The sequence below is a fragment of the Pseudomonas arsenicoxydans genome (assembly GCF_900103875.1).
Lineage (GTDB): Bacteria > Pseudomonadota > Gammaproteobacteria > Pseudomonadales > Pseudomonadaceae > Aquipseudomonas > Aquipseudomonas arsenicoxydans.
Genome location: NZ_LT629705.1, coordinates 3,523,176 through 3,539,841, shown reverse-complemented (window position 1 = coordinate 3,539,841; position 16,666 = coordinate 3,523,176). Strand labels below are relative to the sequence as shown.

The following is a 16,666-nucleotide window of genomic DNA, read 5'->3' as shown; positions in this document are numbered from 1 at the left end:
ATCTGCCGAATGTACAACGCCCTCTTGTCAGCCCTTCATGCAGATGGGATACAGGCACCATCGCGCTGGAAATCCGGCCGCTCGTGAACACTATTTAACGGAGACTCGCCATGTCCGCCTCGCAACAATCCACTTATGGTTATCGCCCTATGACGGTTGAGGATCTCCCGGCAGCCCACGCGTTGTCCGTGCAATTGAAGTGGCCCCATCGGCTGGATGACTGGGCCATGCTGCTGCGGATCAGCGACGGCTTTGTGGCGCTCGATGGCGAGCGCCTGATCGGCACCGCATTCGCATGCCCCCAGGGTGATTTCTCCACCATCGGGTTGGTGATCGTGAGCGACGCCTATCAAGGCAAGGGGATCGGACGCCAATTGATGGAACGGGCGCTTGATGCGTGCCAGCCACGCATCCCGGTTTTGAACGCAACCTTGGCCGGAGCCCCGCTTTACGTGAGCCAGGGCTTCGTCGAGTTCGGTCGGATTCTGCAGCACCAAGGTCAGGCGCAAGTCCCGGCAATTACCCCATTGGCCGATGGTGAAAAATGTCGCCCACTGCATGACGCCGATAAGGCGCGCGTGCTGGAACTGGCTAACGCCGGTACCGGGCTGGAGCGCAGTACCGTGATCACCGACCTGCTCGAGGTCGTCGAGCATTCGGTGGGCATTGAGCGCGATGGCCAACTGCGTGCCTTCGCCATGTTGCGTCCCTACGGCCGGGGTCGCGTTATTGGCCCGGTGGTCTGCGAGAACCTTGAACAAGCTCAACATCTGATCAGCGTGTTACTGGCCCAAGTGCCGGACACCTTCGTGCGTATCGACATTCCGGCGGATTGTGGCTTGAGCGACTGGCTGGAAACCGCCGGCTTAAAACAGGTCGATACCGTGGCGCAAATGGCCCGTGGCACACCGCCGCAAGCCAGCAACGGCGTGCGCCAGTTTGCCCTGGTCACCCAAGCCATCGCCTGATCGCTTGTCGTGACAGACCACTTACCACCCAACACTTTTATTTGCATGGAGCGTCACCCGCATGCCCCAACCTACCGTTTTACTGTTAGCTCGAGCCGACGGCAGTCGCGTTGTCACACCTTTCAAATCGCTGCCATTGAGTGCTGCCGATCCATTGATTGACTGTCGTCAGGTCGCCTGGTCCGGGACCGACGGCGTGTCTGCCGGCATTGTGGCAATCGATGATGTGCTTGATATCGACGACTTCCCACACACAGAAGTGATCGTGATCCATGCCGGTCACGTCGTGCTAAAAACCGAGGAGCAGACACTGCAATTGGGTGTCGGCGCAAGCGCAGTGATCGGTCGCGGGACCGCGCTACAGATCGAGGCGAACATCGGAACGCAATGGGCGTTTTGTAGTATGACCACCGTAACTCCGACGCCCGGCCTGACCATGCTGGATCCGCTGGCGATGCTGTCCCCTTCCTCCCCACCAGAACCGCAAATATTGATCGGCCCGACGCCGCAATGCCGTTCACGTAATGCCTTCGAGGATGCGGCAACCAATCTGCGCGTCGGGGTCTGGGACTCGACGCCTTACGAGCGACACGGCCGAGCGCACAAGCTCAATGAACTGATGTACTTGATCGAAGGCAGCGTGACCCTACAGGGATCTGACGGATCAAGCGTTACAGTCAACGCCGGTGACAGCGTGTTCGTCGCGCAGGGTGTACCGTGCGCCTGGAAAAGCACAGGGTATGTGCGCAAGGTGTATGCAGTTAAATAGACACCAATGGTCAAAAAAATGCCGGGATGGAAGATTCGTTGATGAAACAACGATCGAATTCATGCTCTCGGCGGTCGATGACCTGATTGCTGAGATCAATATTTTGATCTCAGCAAACGCCAGGAAAAATCCATCGTAACGACGGCGGTCAAGGCATCGCCACCCCAGTTGTGAGTTAGCAGCGGATTTGGCACCGACCAGGACCTTGCAAGAGATTCCGAGCTGACCGCTAGAAGCCGCGGCCGACGGATCTTTCGAGGGTTCAGCGGCACTCAATCGGTGCCAACTACCTGCAAAATGGTTTGTCACCAAAACAGCAAGAAGTCGGGTGAATTTGCGGTCTGTTTGGCACTGCGGTTTGGGCCCAAAAACGTCGAATTTGGAGGTATCCGTCAGGCTCTCGGACGCGATGGTTTGATTCCAAATCGGCCCCTGGGCCTTGTAATCAACGGGTCTTCAGAAGGCCCACAGCCCGTCAGCAATCAATTCGAATAGATGCGCCCTCCCCGCGCTCTGTTCCGTTTCCCTAGCGCACAATCGGAAGTCCGGCCTAAAGGTGCTTCCGTTTGTCTTCAAAGGCACGGCCCGCGTGACGTACAGCCGGTTTCGCTGATTTGGGATGGTGACCTTTAAGAACGAAGAATCGGAACTGAGCTTCCAGGGTTTAGCGCCGCGGAGCGGGTGAGGAAAAACGCCCTAATCGCCCGGAAACAGGGCGTTTGGCAAGGGCTATCTGACATGCGAAAAAGCGGAGAAAGGAAGAGAAATATCAGACAGGATTGGTGCCAAAGGCAGCGCGAAAAAGGGCCAAAAGCGGCGTGAACTCACACCAGTTCGCGTTGATTATTGACACCGATGCCGAATAGAACCCAGAGCCAGTCTTTTTGTGGGGTAAAACACTTACTAATAAAAAAGGGTCGCGAGATAAAATCTCGCGACCCTTTTGAATTATATGGTCGGGACGGAGTGATTCGAACACTCGACCCCTAGCACCCCATCTCCTTTTTCATACTTCTTGAAAGATCCCAAAAGTTTACTCTGGATTTTTCTAAGCTAGTATTTACTTGAGCTCCAGCGGTGTTCTGCTCTACGAGAGTCCAGTAACGTCCATCCAGAGCCGACGTTTTTGTGGGGGTAAAAGTAGGGGGAGTCCATTTCATGGCCAAAATTACCATCAAAGAACTTGAGTCGCTGACCGCCAATGATGCCGGTCGAATCCTCCGGGAGGATGGCAATCTCGCGGGTCGAATTTCCCTGCGTAAGGGCGGCGTCTCGGTCAGCTTTTTCTATCGCTATCGCTGGGGCGACCAGAACAAAGAGTACGCCTGCGGAACCTGGCCGCGCAAATCCCTGACGGACATCCGTAAAGCCCGTAACCAGGCCCGAGCACTCATTGATGAGCAAATCAATCCCAACGAACACAAGAAAACCGCCAAGGCACAGGCATACGCCGCGGCTAACTTAGAGGCTGAACAGGTAAAAACGACGAAGGTTCAAACGCTGACCGTCCAAGATTTGGCCAAGGCGTGGCTGTTGGATGGCGTGGCGCGCAAAGACGGCAATGCCGAGTTGCAACGACGCTTTAACAAGGACCTATTCCCGGCACTGGGCAGGACAGCAGTGAACAGTGTGTCCGAACACGATGTTCGGGCGCTGATCCGGGCCGTGGTCAACCGCGGCGCTCACCGCCAAGCCATCAGTTTCTTTGCCGACCTCACCCAGATGTTCAGCTGGGCCAGAAAGCGCCAACCTTGGCGAGCCTTATTGGTCGAGGGCGATCCGACGGAACTGGTCGACATCTCCCCATTGATCCCTGCCGACTACGAAGCCGAAAGAAGCCGCATCCTTTCCCCGGCGGAGCTGTTGGAACTGCACAACCTCTTCCAACAAATGACCGCCGATTACGACGCCCTCCCTGCGGGCCAAAAATACGACGGAATTCGACCGCTAAAGAAGGAAACGCAGCTCGCGCTCTGGATCAGCCTGGGCACGCTGTGCCGGATTGGTGAGTTGCTCCAAGCCGAATGGAAGAATGTCGATCTCGACCGGCAGACCTGGTTCCTCCCCAGTGAAAACGTCAAAGGCACCCGGGGCAAGAAGCAGGACCACCATGTCTTCCTCTCCCCCTTCGCGCTGCATTTCTTTCAGGAACTCAAGACCCTCACGGGCGATACTCAGTGGTGCTTTCCTAACAAGCAGGATGATGGGCATGTGGACGTAAAGGTAGTGAGTAAACAGGTCGGTGATCGTCAAGCCCGGTTCAAAAACCGTAAGGCTCTCTCCAGACGGCGTCATGACGACACCCTGGTCCTGGCCGACGGCCAAAACGGCGACTGGACGCCGCATGACCTGCGCCGCACGGGCGCGACCATGATGCAGGCCTTAGGGGTCAGCCTGGACGTTATCGACCGCTGCCAAAATCATGTGCTGGCTGGCTCTCGGGTCAGGCGCCATTACTTGCATCACGACTATGCCGAAGAGAAGAAACACGCCTGGAATCTGCTGGGTGATCGACTCAGTGCTGTCTTGTCCTCGACCTACGAACATCAACCAACCGAGCCAATGATGTCATTTCCAGCGTACACCGCGACTGGATCCCTACCACCTGTAGGCGCCGACGCCAAATTGAACCAAGTGCCGATGTAAGACTGCCCCCACCTCAAATAGACACCAATGTAGAACAGGCAATGGTTTGTGAGGAGTCAGAATGGGTCAGTGACATCTCGGCAAGTAGGTCAATTCGGCGTCGGAGCCAACACGCGCACTAAGAGAGGGAGCTGATATGAGGTTTTGAGTCACGATCCTGTCCTAAATTGGAGGACAGGGAGACACACCTACGCACCCTGTCGAGGGTTCACGTAGGCATCATCAGCACAAAGGCGGTTAAAGGAGGAATGCCATCTCCTGTTCTCATCCTATAGCAGCAACTGTAAGACTTTCAAGGTACAACGAGTTCGTATGAACTGGTTTAATCGTAGCGTTTAGACAATTGGTCATCTCAAATTTTCCTACTGCTACGCTGTCCTCACACGGAGAACAACCAATGACCAATTCAGACCTGCTCCCTTCCCTGCTTTTCAAGATCAATCAAAACCAACTCGCCCTCGAAGCTGCCATCATGGAGCTAACACTTTGGGTCGAGCATCGAGGTTCTGCTGAAGTCGCCGAGAATGTTCGCGGTGCGCTAGACACAATCAGCAAAAACGAAAAGTTCATCAAAATGACACTCGCGGTGCTGATGGCGCCGGAGTGACGCCGTCTGTTGGCGCACATGCCGCGCGCCGCTTAATGCCTCCGCGGGCACAAGTCTCCAAACAATCCCAGGGTGACTGACTGAAAATTGCTGCTGCAACTCGACCGGTTGAATCCACAGCCAAAAAAGCCGTCATTCGTGAGCCGCAGCTTTCGACCCCAAATTGACGTTCTGGTCCGAGCATAAAATCGAACTTCAACCGAACACTACGCGTTGAATAAGCCGCCCTTCTAAACCGCTTCCACATCATCATTCGGCAACGAAGCAAACATTTCAGCGTGGCACACCTCAAGGATCTCGTCAGCCAGCGCGGAATCATCCGGGCAGGCACGCGACAAAATAATCGCACCGACAGCACGAGACAACAGGTCGATCATTTTCTTTCTCCCCTCACCTGAAGCGGCATCCGGCCTTGTCGGATATTTGTCCCCTAGTGTTTGCAGGGTGTGCTCGATCCCTTCGGCAAACGTCGCTTTCAAATCATCCGATTGACGCGCCGCGTCGCCACACAACGCGGCCATGGTGCAACCGCTGCCACGTCCGTCCCGATGTTCCCTCGTCACATAGACGTCAATGAAGCCCGGAATATCGAGCGATTCAGCACCTTCCAACGATTTGGAAAGGCCGCTGGCCGAGGCTTCGGCCATCAGGTCGGCCTTCGAACCGAAATGCTTGTAGAAACCTCCGTGAGTGAAACCGGCAGCGGCCATGAGATCCGACACACCGACGCCGTCGAAGCCGCGCTCACGGAACAGCTCAGAGGCCGTCTCAACGATGTGCTCCCGATTGGCCTGCGCCTGGGCTTTGGTCACTCTCACGTGCAATACCTCATGTCCACTGGGAAATCATGCGCGAATGATACATAGATGTTGGTCATAATCAAAATTGTTGACAGTTTAGATTATGATCGCCATCATAATTGCACGCACAACCGATCTCCATCAACGGGCACGGAAGAATGACCAAATGACCGACCAGAATCTGTTCACCCCTTACACGCTTGGCGCTCTCACGCTGTCGAACCGTGTCGTCCTCGCGCCACTGACACGCAACCGGGCAGGCGAAGGCTTTGTGCCAAGCGAGTTCGCGGCCACCTATTACAGCCAACGCGCAAGCGCAGGCTTGCTGATCAGCGAAGCCACGCAGATTTCCCAACAGGGCCAGGGCTATCAGGACACCCCCGGAATCTACACGCAGGCGCAGATAGATGGCTGGCGCAAAGTGACCGATGCCGTCCACACCAAGGGCGGAAAAATCTTCCTGCAACTTTGGCATGTCGGCCGTGTGTCGCACGTTGATCTGCAAGAAAGCGGCGCCGCTCCCGTGGCCCCTTCTGCGTTGCGCGCCGCCACCAAAGTGTTCGTCAACAACCGCTTTGAAGATGTCTCCGAGCCGCGCGCACTGGATATCAGCGAACTACCGGGGATCGTCTCCGATTTCCGCCAGGCCGCGGCAAACGCCGCCGCCGCCGGGTTCGATGGCGTGGAGATTCACGGCGCGAACGGCTATTTGCTGGATCAATTCCTCAAGGACAGCGCCAACTTGCGTACCGATGCTTACGGCGGCTCGATTGAAAATCGTGCTCGTCTGTTGCTTGAAGTAACGGCCGCCGTCGTCAATGAAATCGGCGCGGATCGCACCGGTGTGCGCTTGTCGCCGGTGTCGCCGGCCAATGGCGTTTCCAGCAGTGATCCGCAGGCGCAATTCGATTACGTCGTCGATCAACTCAACGCCCTCGGCGTCGTTTATCTGCACGTGGTCGAAGGCGCGACCGGCGGCCCGCGTGACGTGGCGCCATTCGATTTCGGCGCCCTGCGCCAGCGCTTCAAACATACCTACATCGCCAACAACGGCTATGACCTGGACCTGGCGATTTCGCGGCTCGCCGAAGACCAGGCCGATCTGATTGCGTTCGGTCGCCCGTTCATTGGCAACCCGGATCTGGTGGAGCGCCTCAAGAGCGGCGCGCCGTTGTCCGCCTTCAATCCCGCCACCCTCTATGGCGGCGGCTCGGCAGGCTACATCGACTACCCGACGTTGGCTGAATCGAGCGCCACCGCAAGCTGAGCAATCAGTGACCGCGCTTTCTGTTTTCACACATCCTGAAAGAGAGATGACCCCATGAGCACTCGCCCTACCGTTCTCATCACTGGCGCCTCCACTGGCATCGGCGCCGTCTACGCCGAGCGCTTCGCGCAACGCGGCCACGATCTGGTCGTGGTCGCCCGCGACCAGGCACGCCTTGACGCACTTGCAGCCCGATTGCGCAGCGAACACGGCGTCGCCGTCGATGTGATTCCGGCGGATCTAACCCACCTCGGCGATCTGACAACCGTTGAAGTACGCCTGCGCGACGACGCCCGTATCGGCATTCTCGTCAATAACGCCGGCGCCGCTCTGTCCGGCAACTTCATCGACCAAAGCACCGACAGCGTTGCGCAACTGGTCGCCCTCAACACCACGGCGCTGGTGCGGCTCGCCAGCGCCATCGCTCCACGCCTGGCCAAAGCAGGCGACGGTGCGATCATCAACATCGGTTCGGTGGTGGGTCTGGCGCCGGAGTTCGGCATGTCGGTCTACGGTGCGACCAAGGCGTTTGTGCTGTTCCTTTCCCAAGGCCTGAGCCTGGAACTTTCGCCCCTGGGCGTTTACGTGCAGGCCGTGCTGCCGGCCGCCACCCGCACGGAGATCTGGGATCGCTCCGGCGTCGACATCAACACCTTGAACGAAATCATGGAAGTGAGCGATTTGGTGGATGCCGCACTGGTCGGTTTTGATCGGCGTGAGCCGGTGACTATCCCGCCGCTGCATGAAGCTGAACGCTGGGATGGCCTGCAGACCGCACGTCAGGGCCTGCTGCAGCAAATCCGCCAGTCTGCGGTTGCCCGGCGCTACCAGACCCAACAGTGATCATTTTGTAGCGAACACCCGTGCAGGTTTCGATGCAGGCGCCCAAGGCACTGCATCAACTACGGGCCTTTGTTCGGAGTAGACATGACCCCCACGAAAACAAATAACCCCGCGGGCTCGCAGACGTCGTTCGTCAACGCAACGAATCAGTCGATCCGGGTCAACGGCATTCCCTTCGCCTATCGCGACATCGGCCCCAAGACCGGCGTGCCCCTCGTACTGTTCAATCATTGGGGCGCGGTGCTGGACAACTTCGACCCCCGGATCATCGATGGCCTGGCACAAACACGACGCGTCATTGCCACCGACTATCGCGGCATCGGCGGCTCTGGTGGAACCGCTCCACTGACGGTCGGCGAAATGGCAGATGATGCCATTCAATTGATACGCGCGCTGGGTTTCGAGAACGTCGATGTGCTCGGTTTTTCACTCGGCGGTTTCGTCGCTCAAGACATCGCCCTGAAGGCGCCCGAATTGGTGCGCCGCTTGATTCTCGCCGGCACCGGGCCGGCCGGCGGGACCGGTATCGACAAGGTCGGCTCGGTGACGTGGCCATTGATGCTCAAAGGCTTGCTGACCTTGCGTGATCCCAAGTTCTACCTATTCTTTACTTCGACGCCCAATGGCCGTCGAACCGCATCGCTGTTTTTGCAACGCTTGAAAGAGCGCAAAAAAAATCGGGACAAAGGCCCGTCGCCCAGTGCTTTCCTACGGCAGTTGAAAGCCATCACCGCGTGGGGCAAACAGGCACCCCAAAACCTCGGGCGCTTGCGGACGCCGACGCTGATCGTCAACGGCGACAACGACATCATGGTGCCCAGCGTTAACTCGATTGCGCTGGCCAACCGCATCCCCAACGCGCAACTGGTCATTTATGAGGATGCCGGGCACGGCGGCATTTTCCAGCACTACGTTGACTTTGTGACCAAGGCACTGGCATTCCTTGATGCCTGACAACACAGCACATTAACGCCGCAAACGCTCCGCCCCCCCTCATTCCAACCGACAAGAGCCGCACAACGATGAAGGCATTTTTAATTGATCGCTATGGCAAGAACACCGGGCGCATTGGCGAAACGCCCACCCCCGCGGTGGGTGCCCACGACGTCTTGATTGAGGTGCACGCCAGCAGCGTCAACCTGCTGGACTCGAAGATCCGCAAAGGCGAATTCAAACTGATTATGCCCTATTCATTTCCGCTAGTACTGGGCAATGACCTGGCGGGCGTAGTGGTTGAGGTTGGCTCGCAAGTGAAGCGGTTCAAACAGGGAGACGAAGTTTACGCTCGCCCGCCCGAAGCGCGGATCGGGACGTTCGCCCAATTGATCGCCGTGAACGAAAACGCGATCGCCCTGAAACCTGCCAATACCAACATGACACAAGCTGCGTCCATCCCCTTGGTCGCACTGACCGCCTGGCAAGTGCTGGTCGAAACCGCCCAACTGAAAAAGGGCCAGAAAGTGCTGATCCATGCCGGCTCCGGCGGTGTCGGCACTCTCGCCATCCAACTTGCCAAACACCTCGGCGCCTTTGTCGCGACCACCACCAGCACCGCGAATGTCGAATGGGTGAAGGCGCTGGGGGCCGATCTGGTGATCGACTACACACAGCAGAACTTCGAAAGTGTCTTGCACGACTACGACGTGGTGTTGAACAGCCTCGGCGCGGACGTACTGGTGACGTCACTCAAGGTCCTCAAGTCCGGTGGCCAACTCATTTCCATCTCAGGGCCACCCTCTGCGCAGTTCGCGCAGGAGCAAGGGTTGTCCTGGCCATTGAAGCAAGTCATGCGCCTGCTGAGCCTCGGTATTCGGTGCAAGGCACGCAAGCAGGACGTCAGCTACACGTTCGTGTTCATGCGGGCCAATGGCGCCCAACTGCAACAAATCACCGCGCTCATTGAGGCCGGAATCATCAAACCTGTGGTTGACCGCTCCTTCACCTTTGAATCAACGGGAGAAGCATTGACGTACGTCGAGCAGGGACGAGCCAAGGGCAAGGTCGTTGTGACGATCAAATGACTACGCTGCCTATCGATGAGTCGACCGCAGAGGCCGCGCAACTTTTTCCGCATCAGCAGCCATCATCCGTGGTGACTCCGCCAGAGTTGCAGAAACAGGAAGAGTTGCAACCGGAAGTTGTATCTGTTGAACCGCCAGTGATCGTTTGGCGCAGTTTGATGCTAGAGCAGTAGGACGAAACGGGTTGCATGGATGGCCACAGATCAGACTACAGAACTCGGATCAATCGCCTCGGCCACCGACCTGGTTAGGCAGATGCTACAGAGCGCTCTCAATCAGGCCAGCCAGATGACGGCTGACGCGAGGCTCAATATCGCCAGATAGTTCTTGGCCAGTCGCTCATATCGGATCGCTATCCGGCGGAACTGCTTCAGCTTCAGGAAGATTCGCTCCACCAGGTTGCGCGCCTTATAGAGATGCCGATCCAGTGTGCGAGCGTACAGACGATTCCTTTTGGATGGGGTCAGCCTCAGCTCCCATACATTGGATCACATCGACGAAGCGGCGGAGTCATAGCCTTTGTCTGCCAAAACGGCTTCGCAGGTAAAACCGTCAATCAGGGCTGCGGCTTGCTTAAACTCCGAAGCTTGCCCCCGGCGTTAACAGCAGGCGCAGCGGATTACAGAGGGCATCCACGGTTGCGTGAACCTTGGTGCTCAAGCCACCTCGGGACTTACCCATAGCTTCGGCAGTCTGTAGTGCTTTGTTGCGACACCATGCTGATGAACGCGGACAATGCTGTCATCCAACATTAGGTGTTCCAGGTCTGCCTCCCTGGCGAGCGAGGCCATCAGAGTCAGCCAAACGCCTTTGCGTGACCATTGGTCATAGCGGATAGTGACCATAGCTATCGGGCATATCACACCAAGGGGAGTCGGTTCGGGCCACCCACAATACGGTTTCAACAAATGGGCGGCTATCGCGGGCAGTGACACCTCGGTCGCTGGTTTTTCCCGGCAGTAGATCTTGATGTGCTCCCATTGATTATCGCGCAGCCAGTAGAGCCTCATCCCGCCCCAAAAATAGTTCAAGGGTACTTAGTCGGCATTGCAGTCCGAACTAGCGCCGGCTGTATCGCGCTATACCGAGTCACGAGATTGATTCAAGAGATCTAGCTGACAACCTCGATCAGTCTCATTGCAGCCCGGCCCAGCGCCGGGCTTTTCATTTCTGTCCCCTTCACGCTCATGCATCTCCCCAAATAAGCGTATAACTGAACGAAGGGGCCGACTCTGGCTCTGTGCTTTATATAGCCTGCGCAGGCATCAGCAATGGTCATTCAGGAAAACGCGGCTCTTCTCACGAGCTTGATTTCTCAGCTCTCAGCCGTTGACGCCCGCTCTTCATTCTCACTGACCGGTGATGTGGACGACAACCTAATGGGCCTCTGGGATCTCCTGGCACTGGAAATGATCACGGGAGAATTTAGTTACGGGCGGATTGTTGCCAAGGGCTTCAGCCATCTAATTCCTGGCAACAGTTTGCGGTTTTTCTGTACTGCGGCAAGATCTATGAATGAACGTAACCGTCCGCACAGCACACAATCTGGACACCGTCGCTTGTGGCGATAGTGCCCGCCTACGCGGACTCAAATACCCTTATCGACCAGGCTCGGAAGGTGTGTTCGCAGGCCCCTTAAAGCCCGGTGCCAGTTCCGAAGCAATATCCGTAGAATACTCGTCACCTGATGTTCAAGACTAAAACATGAGAATTAAGTTTTCTTAGCACAAGTGCTCAAGAAATTATCCCTAAGGCGTAGGCGTTACGCGGACAAGGTCAAAAGTGTCGCGATGATAAGGGCGGTGGAGTAGATGGCTGATCTAATAAAAGGGCTCGACGGACCCAGAACCGCCCAGCAGGAGCTGTTTTATGGCCTTGAGGACTCTGCCGCAATCCTCGGTTGGTCGGTGATTGAACTGACAGATACGGCTAGTAAGTCCAATGAAAGCCAATCTGCCTTTTTTATGAAAATTTGTAAGATGTTGAAAGCCGAGCAGGATAAGCTCCGCGGCTATGCGGCAGAAGTGAAGGCTGGAACGATTGTGCGCGCCAAACCCGAATAAGTGGCGCGGTAGGTATTTTTACGAGGTAATCATGGGGCCAAGAAACCCTGAGGTGGGACTGAAGCGTGACCTTAAGGACATAGCTGATAATTTGGAGCTTGTCTCTGGTGAACTGAGCAAGCTGGCTGAACGCATTGATGGAGTGGATATCACCGCCGTCCTCAATCTGATGTCGATGCTATACAGTGATGCAGACAAGCTCAGGGCTTATGCGGCAGAAGTGAAAGCGGGGAGGATTGTGCGGGCCAAGACGGGGTGAAAATCCATTCGCGGAGCCCTGACCGGCGTCTTTTCTTCTAACGCCCTGGCAAGATGCAAGTGATAGTATAAACTTTCATTTGATCCTCATGACTTTTTACAGCCCGTCTCCCCTTAACGGGCTTTTTTATTTCTACTGCCCTTTGTGCCCTTGCCTCAAGTCGCTCACTCGCTTGAGCACAGACCAAACCCGAGTGACTGCTCAACACGAGCTATTCTGTCCAGTGATCAGTTTTTCTTCAATCGCAGCTACCATTCCGAGCAGTTCGGCATGCGTTTCAGGGCCTGGCAGACAGAGCATCAGATTATTCCAACCATGCCCTGCTAGATTCAGTTAGATAAAGTCCTCTAGAGTGTCCGATTTCCGCCTGTCGCGGTGTGCAGCTCTCGACCCGCACTCGCCTTTCAGGCCAGCAAAAGATAAATAGCGGCTGCCAGTGGGGGCTTCCGTCATCCGCCGCGCTGGTCGCGGCTCGAAGTCCATCGCTGATCGGGTAAAGTCAACGCGCGCGACGTCTGCGATAATGACGACCGAAGTGGCGCGATGGCATATCGAGTGCTCGTGCCAGCACCCGGCATTCTGGTTTGGAGGACTCCATGCGTGACATTATTGATGGCTTTCTGCGCTTTCAGCGCGAGGTTTATCCGCAACGCGTCGAGCTTTTCAGGCAGCTCGCGACTACACAAAATCCGAAGGCGTTATTCGTCACCTGCTCGGACAGTCGTGTTGTGCCCGAACTCCTAACACAGCGCGAACCGGGCGAGCTGTTTGTGATTCGCAACGCGGGCAACATTGTGCCGTCGTATGGTCCCGAACCCGGCGGCGTCTCGGCCACCGTCGAATATGCGGTCGCAGTGCTCGGCGTACAGGACATCGTGATCTGCGGCCACTCGGACTGCGGAGCAATGGGCGCGATTTCACGCTGCACGTGTCTGGATCATCTTCCGGCGGTCGCTAACTGGCTACGTCACTCGGACGCCGCGAAAGCGATTAACGCGGCGCATGAGTTCGACACACCCCGCGCGAAGCTCGATGGCCTCGTGCGCGAAAACGTGATCGCGCAACTGGCGAATCTGCGTACGCATCCATCGGTGGCCCTCGCGCTCGAGCAGGGGCGGATGAATCTGCACGGCTGGGTCTACGACATCGAGGCGGGATGCATCGATGCGCTGGATGGCGCGACACGACACTTCGTTCCACTTGCTGATTCGCCAACCACTGTTGCGATCACTGCGCGTAACGGCAGACAGGTGTAATGGCGACAGACACTTGAGGGTCGCCGCCGCATTACTTCCGAAATACTTTCGCCCCAGCAAAGGTTAGCGAAGCGTCATTGCCTCTATCGGGCAGTTTCAGAGCGGACCAGCCGTTCGAATAATTGCTCGGCGGGGCTGGCGAACGACCAGAACTGGCGGAATTCTGCCGATGCTGACCGGTAGCTATGGGTCGGCTAGCGACCTCCGCTCATTGTGACTGATCCACCCTTGTCTTCTCTCAACGTGGAGGACGAGCCATGAACATTATTGCTAAAAAACAGACATCAGCCTTGGAACAAGGGAAAGCTTGTCGGGCATTCCCACAACCATGCATCTCAGAAACCTATAGAACAGGGCATGGACTCCCGCTCCAGCAGAATGCCTTCAAGCCGCTCCACGTTGAGCCGCTGGCACTCATTCTCACCCTCTTCCCGGGTCTCAAAGGTAGTCCTAAGGCGCAGCTTTTCCTCATTGTTGTCGGCGCTGATGCGATTTTAAGCCCCGTTGCTGATATTAACTGCCCCAGTTGCTGCCTTTGATATATCCCGCAATACCACCACTTTTTGAGTATTCGGGTGGGCCGATGAATTCCGGCAGCCTGGTTCAAAATCGCATCAGCGCCAACAGTCCTGCTTACCAAATCGGCCTTCGGCTTTGCTGCCAGATGTGAGGGATTTCGGCACGAAGGTAGTGATACCGGACGTCCCATACCCACAAAAACATCATGCCTGGCGAAAGCGCGATCACTCATCTTCATCTAGTCGGAACCTGCTCAAGGCAGGGAGGCCCGGCAGTTTGCCGGTCTCTACCTCAACATGCCTCCCACCACAGTGCTCGCAATTGAAGACCTGGCTGTCGATGTCATCGTCAAAGCAAAGCAAAGCTCTACAGACGTGTCTTGATTGCACTTCTGGCAGATCAGTTTTCTCGTCATGGCTGTACCCCTGAGATTTCACCGCCATGAGCTTAGCCAACTTTTCCTTTACCCACCGAGGCACACAATCATGCCCACAGAGAATAAACCGGCCGATCCGTTTGGGCCAAATGGCCGCACCTTTCATATCCATCTGAGCGTGCGCGGTGCGCTGCGTGACTTCAGCAAGCGCCAGCTCAAAGGCATGTTCCGAATGGAGGGTGGTCGGGAGTGCACTGCCGACGAGGCGAAGGATCATCTTCTCGAAGCGCTGGCCCTGGGAAAAGAAGCGCTGCCGTTTGGTCCGCCCTGTGAGGGCTTCGATTTCACCGGCAACGGCTGTCCCGGCCACGACAACCCGCCGCAGGTTGTGAACCATGATCTGACCGGGCTGATAGCAAGCTAATCAGAGAGGTGCAGGGAACATTCAACTGGACGACTGTCAAGAATCGGCATCGGATCAATTCCAGTGGGGGATAGAAGCGCAGCCCACGCCTCAGATGCACTTTTATGGAGGGACACTGCTTCTTCCCAGCGACTGCCCGAAACTTCGCGGGACACAACGAGCATCATCAGGTGGGTTGTAGCTTCGTCAATATCAAGAAGGCGGTGATGTGCAGTGAAACGAAAATCATCAATCGAAGGCATGACGTCACATATGGTTTAAGGGTTGCTGCGATATCATTGTGACATCACCGCATTTGCTTTTGGACGCCAGCTGACGATTGGTTACTATGGTAATTGGCTGTCTACACTTTCCTCCACCGCAGCCATCACCGTGACATGAGTCCGATCTGTACGACATGACCCTCTCCTGGGTTCGGCACTGATCTGAAAATTCAATCTCGTCATTACTGCCATAACCTCAATCGAGGCTAGAGCCATTCCCTCCTCCTTTAAAGTCAGCCGCTATAGCGGCAAGGACGTAGTCATGTCTGAAGAAAATACAGCCCGCCTCAATCGCGCGGCCCGAGATGTTATCGCTGAGCGCCGGCGCCAAGTATCAGCCGAAAGCTATTCGCTGTTCCAGGATGATCTGTACGTGAAAGGTGAGCTTGCCGAGGCGGCAGCCACATATGCAAATCTTGCCAGCCGCCCGCGCAGCATGAGTACATCATGGCCATGGAAGCAAAATACGTTCAAACCCAGCTCGGATCGCCGCCGAGATCTTGTGAAGGCTGGCGCTCTTCTGCTGGCAGAGATAGAGCGCCTTGACCGGGTTGGCCTTATTCAACCAGCGCCGGTCGTGCGCGACGAAATGGGTTCATTTCAGCATCTAGATATGCCCGACTTCGACGAGGGTGACGGTGACAAGTGCAAAGCCTGGGTCGCCGAACAGGGTTTGGAAGTGGCGATGATGAGCCTTGAGTATACCGACGAGGCCATTGCCAATCGCTACTTCGAATCCGGCGATCCCGATTACAGCTACTGGGAGCCTGATCGCCCAGATGGTGAAGGCTGGTTCTGCCTAGCGATCCACGACACTGACGACGGCCCGGTCTGCAGGTGGGCACGGCGTGAGGTGACGCCATGATCACCCTCACCTATTTCGCTGATTTCTGCGGAATGAAGGGAAGTTCTCTTGGGCATTTTCAATTTCATTGATCGCTTCTTTCAGCAACCCAGCCCTGCTCCACTTCAATGATTCGTCTCCATTAATGACCTCGATCGTCATCCGACATAACTCATTAACATCCATGCCCTGAAGTCTCGCCGTCCCAATGACGTATCTCAGTGCAGTCTCAAGCGCAGTAATTCGATCCTCGGCCATACGCAATACTCTCTACAGATAAAATATCGTAGACCAAAAAACTTCACCGCCCAGGCATGCCCCGGCCGCCCTCCCACTTCAAAGCCAGTGGCTATTAGGAAGAAGCCGCTCGGAGAGAACTCGCTCCTCCGGAGGTAGCCAATTGACGAGCTCGACCGACAGCCCAAGCCAGAACTCTTGTCATTGATTCTCTTGGGTGTGAGTCATCAGCCTCTTCATGCAGCGCCATGCCATCGGGAGTATAAATCCCGATAAACATCTGAGTCGTTCCGGCACTCGAAAGCCGGACTTGCACATCAATGTAAGTCCCATCATTGAGAGTTTCATCGTGTGTTCTGGTGTGGAGCTCAGGGTCTGCCCAATCCCAAAAAACATTGCCTCGATGCCTCATAAATCCCTCCTGCCCGTTCCTTTTGAGGGTCAACAGAGTTCAAAACTAGACCCATTCGAACGAAGTGCAACAGTGCCGAAACAGTATCGGAC

Annotated in this window: 17 protein-coding genes, 1 pseudogene and 1 riboswitch; of the genes and pseudogenes, 14 read left to right on the top strand and 4 right to left on the bottom strand. The window is 56.1% G+C overall.

The window, feature by feature from the left end; translation table 11 throughout:
- Positions 1–110 precede the first annotated feature (110 nt).
- The 4 genes from BLQ41_RS16620 (at position 111) to BLQ41_RS16605 (ending at position 4,990) form a co-directional block, all read left to right on the top strand.
- Positions 111–968: a GNAT family N-acetyltransferase gene (locus BLQ41_RS16620; RefSeq protein WP_090182494.1), complete on the top strand. Its 858-nt coding sequence runs from the start codon at positions 111–113 to the stop codon at positions 966–968.
- 61 nt (positions 969–1,029) lie between these two features.
- Positions 1,030–1,737, top strand: a complete 708-nt coding sequence (locus tag BLQ41_RS16615; RefSeq protein WP_090182492.1) for a cupin domain-containing protein — start codon at positions 1,030–1,032, stop codon at positions 1,735–1,737.
- Positions 1,738–2,895: 1,158 nt separating this feature from the next.
- Positions 2,896–4,383 (top strand): tyrosine-type recombinase/integrase, encoded by a 1,488-nt coding sequence (locus tag BLQ41_RS16610; protein WP_090182491.1) that lies wholly within the window; start codon positions 2,896–2,898, stop codon positions 4,381–4,383.
- A 206-nt stretch (positions 4,384–4,589) separates the two neighbouring features.
- Positions 4,590–4,651: riboswitch (Fluoride riboswitch) on the bottom strand.
- Between the two features lie 129 nt (positions 4,652–4,780).
- Positions 4,781–4,990 carry a hypothetical protein gene (locus tag BLQ41_RS16605; protein ID WP_090182489.1) on the top strand — a complete coding sequence of 70 codons (210 nt, stop codon included), beginning with the start codon at positions 4,781–4,783 and terminating at the stop codon, positions 4,988–4,990.
- Between the two features lie 230 nt (positions 4,991–5,220).
- On the opposite strand, the gene BLQ41_RS16600 is transcribed toward BLQ41_RS16605, so the two are convergent.
- On the bottom strand, positions 5,221–5,808 hold the full coding sequence (locus BLQ41_RS16600; RefSeq protein WP_197678889.1) for a TetR/AcrR family transcriptional regulator: 588 nt from the start codon (positions 5,806–5,808) through the stop codon (positions 5,221–5,223).
- A gap of 148 nt (positions 5,809–5,956) precedes the next feature.
- Here BLQ41_RS16600 and BLQ41_RS16595 point away from each other — a divergent pair, with 148 nt between their 5' ends.
- The 4 genes from BLQ41_RS16595 to BLQ41_RS16580 all read left to right on the top strand — a co-directional run bounded on the left by BLQ41_RS16595 (position 5,957) and on the right by BLQ41_RS16580 (position 9,921).
- Positions 5,957–7,057 carry an alkene reductase gene (locus tag BLQ41_RS16595; RefSeq protein ID WP_090182486.1) on the top strand — a complete coding sequence of 367 codons (1,101 nt, stop codon included), beginning with the start codon at positions 5,957–5,959 and terminating at the stop codon, positions 7,055–7,057.
- A 54-nt stretch (positions 7,058–7,111) separates the two neighbouring features.
- Positions 7,112–7,900, top strand: a complete 789-nt coding sequence (locus tag BLQ41_RS16590) for an SDR family NAD(P)-dependent oxidoreductase (protein ID WP_090182484.1) — start codon at positions 7,112–7,114, stop codon at positions 7,898–7,900.
- A gap of 84 nt (positions 7,901–7,984) precedes the next feature.
- Positions 7,985–8,854, top strand: coding sequence for an alpha/beta fold hydrolase (locus tag BLQ41_RS16585; protein ID WP_090182482.1), 870 nt, complete (start codon positions 7,985–7,987; stop codon positions 8,852–8,854).
- A 68-nt stretch (positions 8,855–8,922) separates the two neighbouring features.
- The gene (locus BLQ41_RS16580) at positions 8,923–9,921 is read left to right on the top strand and encodes an NADP-dependent oxidoreductase (protein ID WP_090182480.1); all 999 of its coding nucleotides are present in this window, start codon (positions 8,923–8,925) and stop codon (positions 9,919–9,921) included.
- Positions 9,922–10,196: 275 nt separating this feature from the next.
- Here BLQ41_RS16580 and BLQ41_RS16575 read toward each other — a convergent pair.
- Positions 10,197–10,931: pseudogene (locus tag BLQ41_RS16575) on the bottom strand (IS5 family transposase).
- A gap of 801 nt (positions 10,932–11,732) precedes the next feature.
- On the opposite strand from BLQ41_RS16575, the gene BLQ41_RS16565 reads away from it, so the two are divergent.
- The 6 genes from BLQ41_RS16565 to BLQ41_RS16530 all read left to right on the top strand — a co-directional run bounded on the left by BLQ41_RS16565 (position 11,733) and on the right by BLQ41_RS16530 (position 15,946).
- Positions 11,733–11,984: a hypothetical protein gene (locus BLQ41_RS16565; RefSeq protein WP_090182477.1), complete on the top strand. Its 252-nt coding sequence runs from the start codon at positions 11,733–11,735 to the stop codon at positions 11,982–11,984.
- Positions 11,985–12,015: 31 nt separating this feature from the next.
- On the top strand, positions 12,016–12,243 hold the full coding sequence (locus BLQ41_RS16560; protein WP_090182475.1) for a hypothetical protein: 228 nt from the start codon (positions 12,016–12,018) through the stop codon (positions 12,241–12,243).
- Positions 12,244–12,839: 596 nt separating this feature from the next.
- Complete coding sequence (locus BLQ41_RS16555; RefSeq protein WP_090182474.1) at positions 12,840–13,499, top strand: carbonic anhydrase; 660 nt, start codon at positions 12,840–12,842, stop codon at positions 13,497–13,499.
- Between the two features lie 257 nt (positions 13,500–13,756).
- Positions 13,757–14,038: a hypothetical protein gene (locus BLQ41_RS16550; protein WP_090182472.1), complete on the top strand. Its 282-nt coding sequence runs from the start codon at positions 13,757–13,759 to the stop codon at positions 14,036–14,038.
- 465 nt (positions 14,039–14,503) lie between these two features.
- On the top strand, positions 14,504–14,818 hold the full coding sequence (locus BLQ41_RS16540; protein WP_090182469.1) for a hypothetical protein: 315 nt from the start codon (positions 14,504–14,506) through the stop codon (positions 14,816–14,818).
- 852 nt (positions 14,819–15,670) lie between these two features.
- Positions 15,671–15,946 carry a hypothetical protein gene (locus BLQ41_RS16530; RefSeq protein WP_090188616.1) on the top strand — a complete coding sequence of 92 codons (276 nt, stop codon included), beginning with the start codon at positions 15,671–15,673 and terminating at the stop codon, positions 15,944–15,946.
- Between the two features lie 6 nt (positions 15,947–15,952).
- Here the strand turns inward: BLQ41_RS16530 and BLQ41_RS16525 are convergent, their stop codons facing one another.
- A complete protein-coding gene (locus tag BLQ41_RS16525) occupies positions 15,953–16,183 on the bottom strand; it encodes a hypothetical protein (protein ID WP_090182465.1) in 231 nt (76 codons plus the stop codon).
- A gap of 94 nt (positions 16,184–16,277) precedes the next feature.
- Positions 16,278–16,574 carry a hypothetical protein gene (locus tag BLQ41_RS30930; protein WP_090182464.1) on the bottom strand — a complete coding sequence of 99 codons (297 nt, stop codon included), beginning with the start codon at positions 16,572–16,574 and terminating at the stop codon, positions 16,278–16,280.
- Positions 16,575–16,666: the final 92 nt, after the last annotated feature.

Coding starts and splice junctions, on each gene's coding strand:
- BLQ41_RS16525 (WP_090182465.1), bottom strand. CDS start 16,183: ATGGCCGAGGATCGAATTACTGCGCTTGAGACTGCACTGAGATACGTC.
- BLQ41_RS16610 (WP_090182491.1), top strand. CDS start 2,896: ATGGCCAAAATTACCATCAAAGAACTTGAGTCGCTGACCGCCAATGAT.
- BLQ41_RS16565 (WP_090182477.1), top strand. CDS start 11,733: ATGGCTGATCTAATAAAAGGGCTCGACGGACCCAGAACCGCCCAGCAG.
- BLQ41_RS16620 (WP_090182494.1), top strand. CDS start 111: ATGTCCGCCTCGCAACAATCCACTTATGGTTATCGCCCTATGACGGTT.
- BLQ41_RS16580 (WP_090182480.1), top strand. CDS start 8,923: ATGAAGGCATTTTTAATTGATCGCTATGGCAAGAACACCGGGCGCATT.
- BLQ41_RS16605 (WP_090182489.1), top strand. CDS start 4,781: ATGACCAATTCAGACCTGCTCCCTTCCCTGCTTTTCAAGATCAATCAA.
- BLQ41_RS16555 (WP_090182474.1), top strand. CDS start 12,840: ATGCGTGACATTATTGATGGCTTTCTGCGCTTTCAGCGCGAGGTTTAT.
- BLQ41_RS16550 (WP_090182472.1), top strand. CDS start 13,757: ATGAACATTATTGCTAAAAAACAGACATCAGCCTTGGAACAAGGGAAA.
- BLQ41_RS16615 (WP_090182492.1), top strand. CDS start 1,030: ATGCCCCAACCTACCGTTTTACTGTTAGCTCGAGCCGACGGCAGTCGC.
- BLQ41_RS16585 (WP_090182482.1), top strand. CDS start 7,985: ATGACCCCCACGAAAACAAATAACCCCGCGGGCTCGCAGACGTCGTTC.
- BLQ41_RS16590 (WP_090182484.1), top strand. CDS start 7,112: ATGAGCACTCGCCCTACCGTTCTCATCACTGGCGCCTCCACTGGCATC.
- BLQ41_RS16560 (WP_090182475.1), top strand. CDS start 12,016: ATGGGGCCAAGAAACCCTGAGGTGGGACTGAAGCGTGACCTTAAGGAC.
- BLQ41_RS16530 (WP_090188616.1), top strand. CDS start 15,671: ATGGGTTCATTTCAGCATCTAGATATGCCCGACTTCGACGAGGGTGAC.
- BLQ41_RS30930 (WP_090182464.1), bottom strand. CDS start 16,574: ATGAGGCATCGAGGCAATGTTTTTTGGGATTGGGCAGACCCTGAGCTC.
- BLQ41_RS16595 (WP_090182486.1), top strand. CDS start 5,957: ATGACCGACCAGAATCTGTTCACCCCTTACACGCTTGGCGCTCTCACG.
- BLQ41_RS16540 (WP_090182469.1), top strand. CDS start 14,504: ATGCCCACAGAGAATAAACCGGCCGATCCGTTTGGGCCAAATGGCCGC.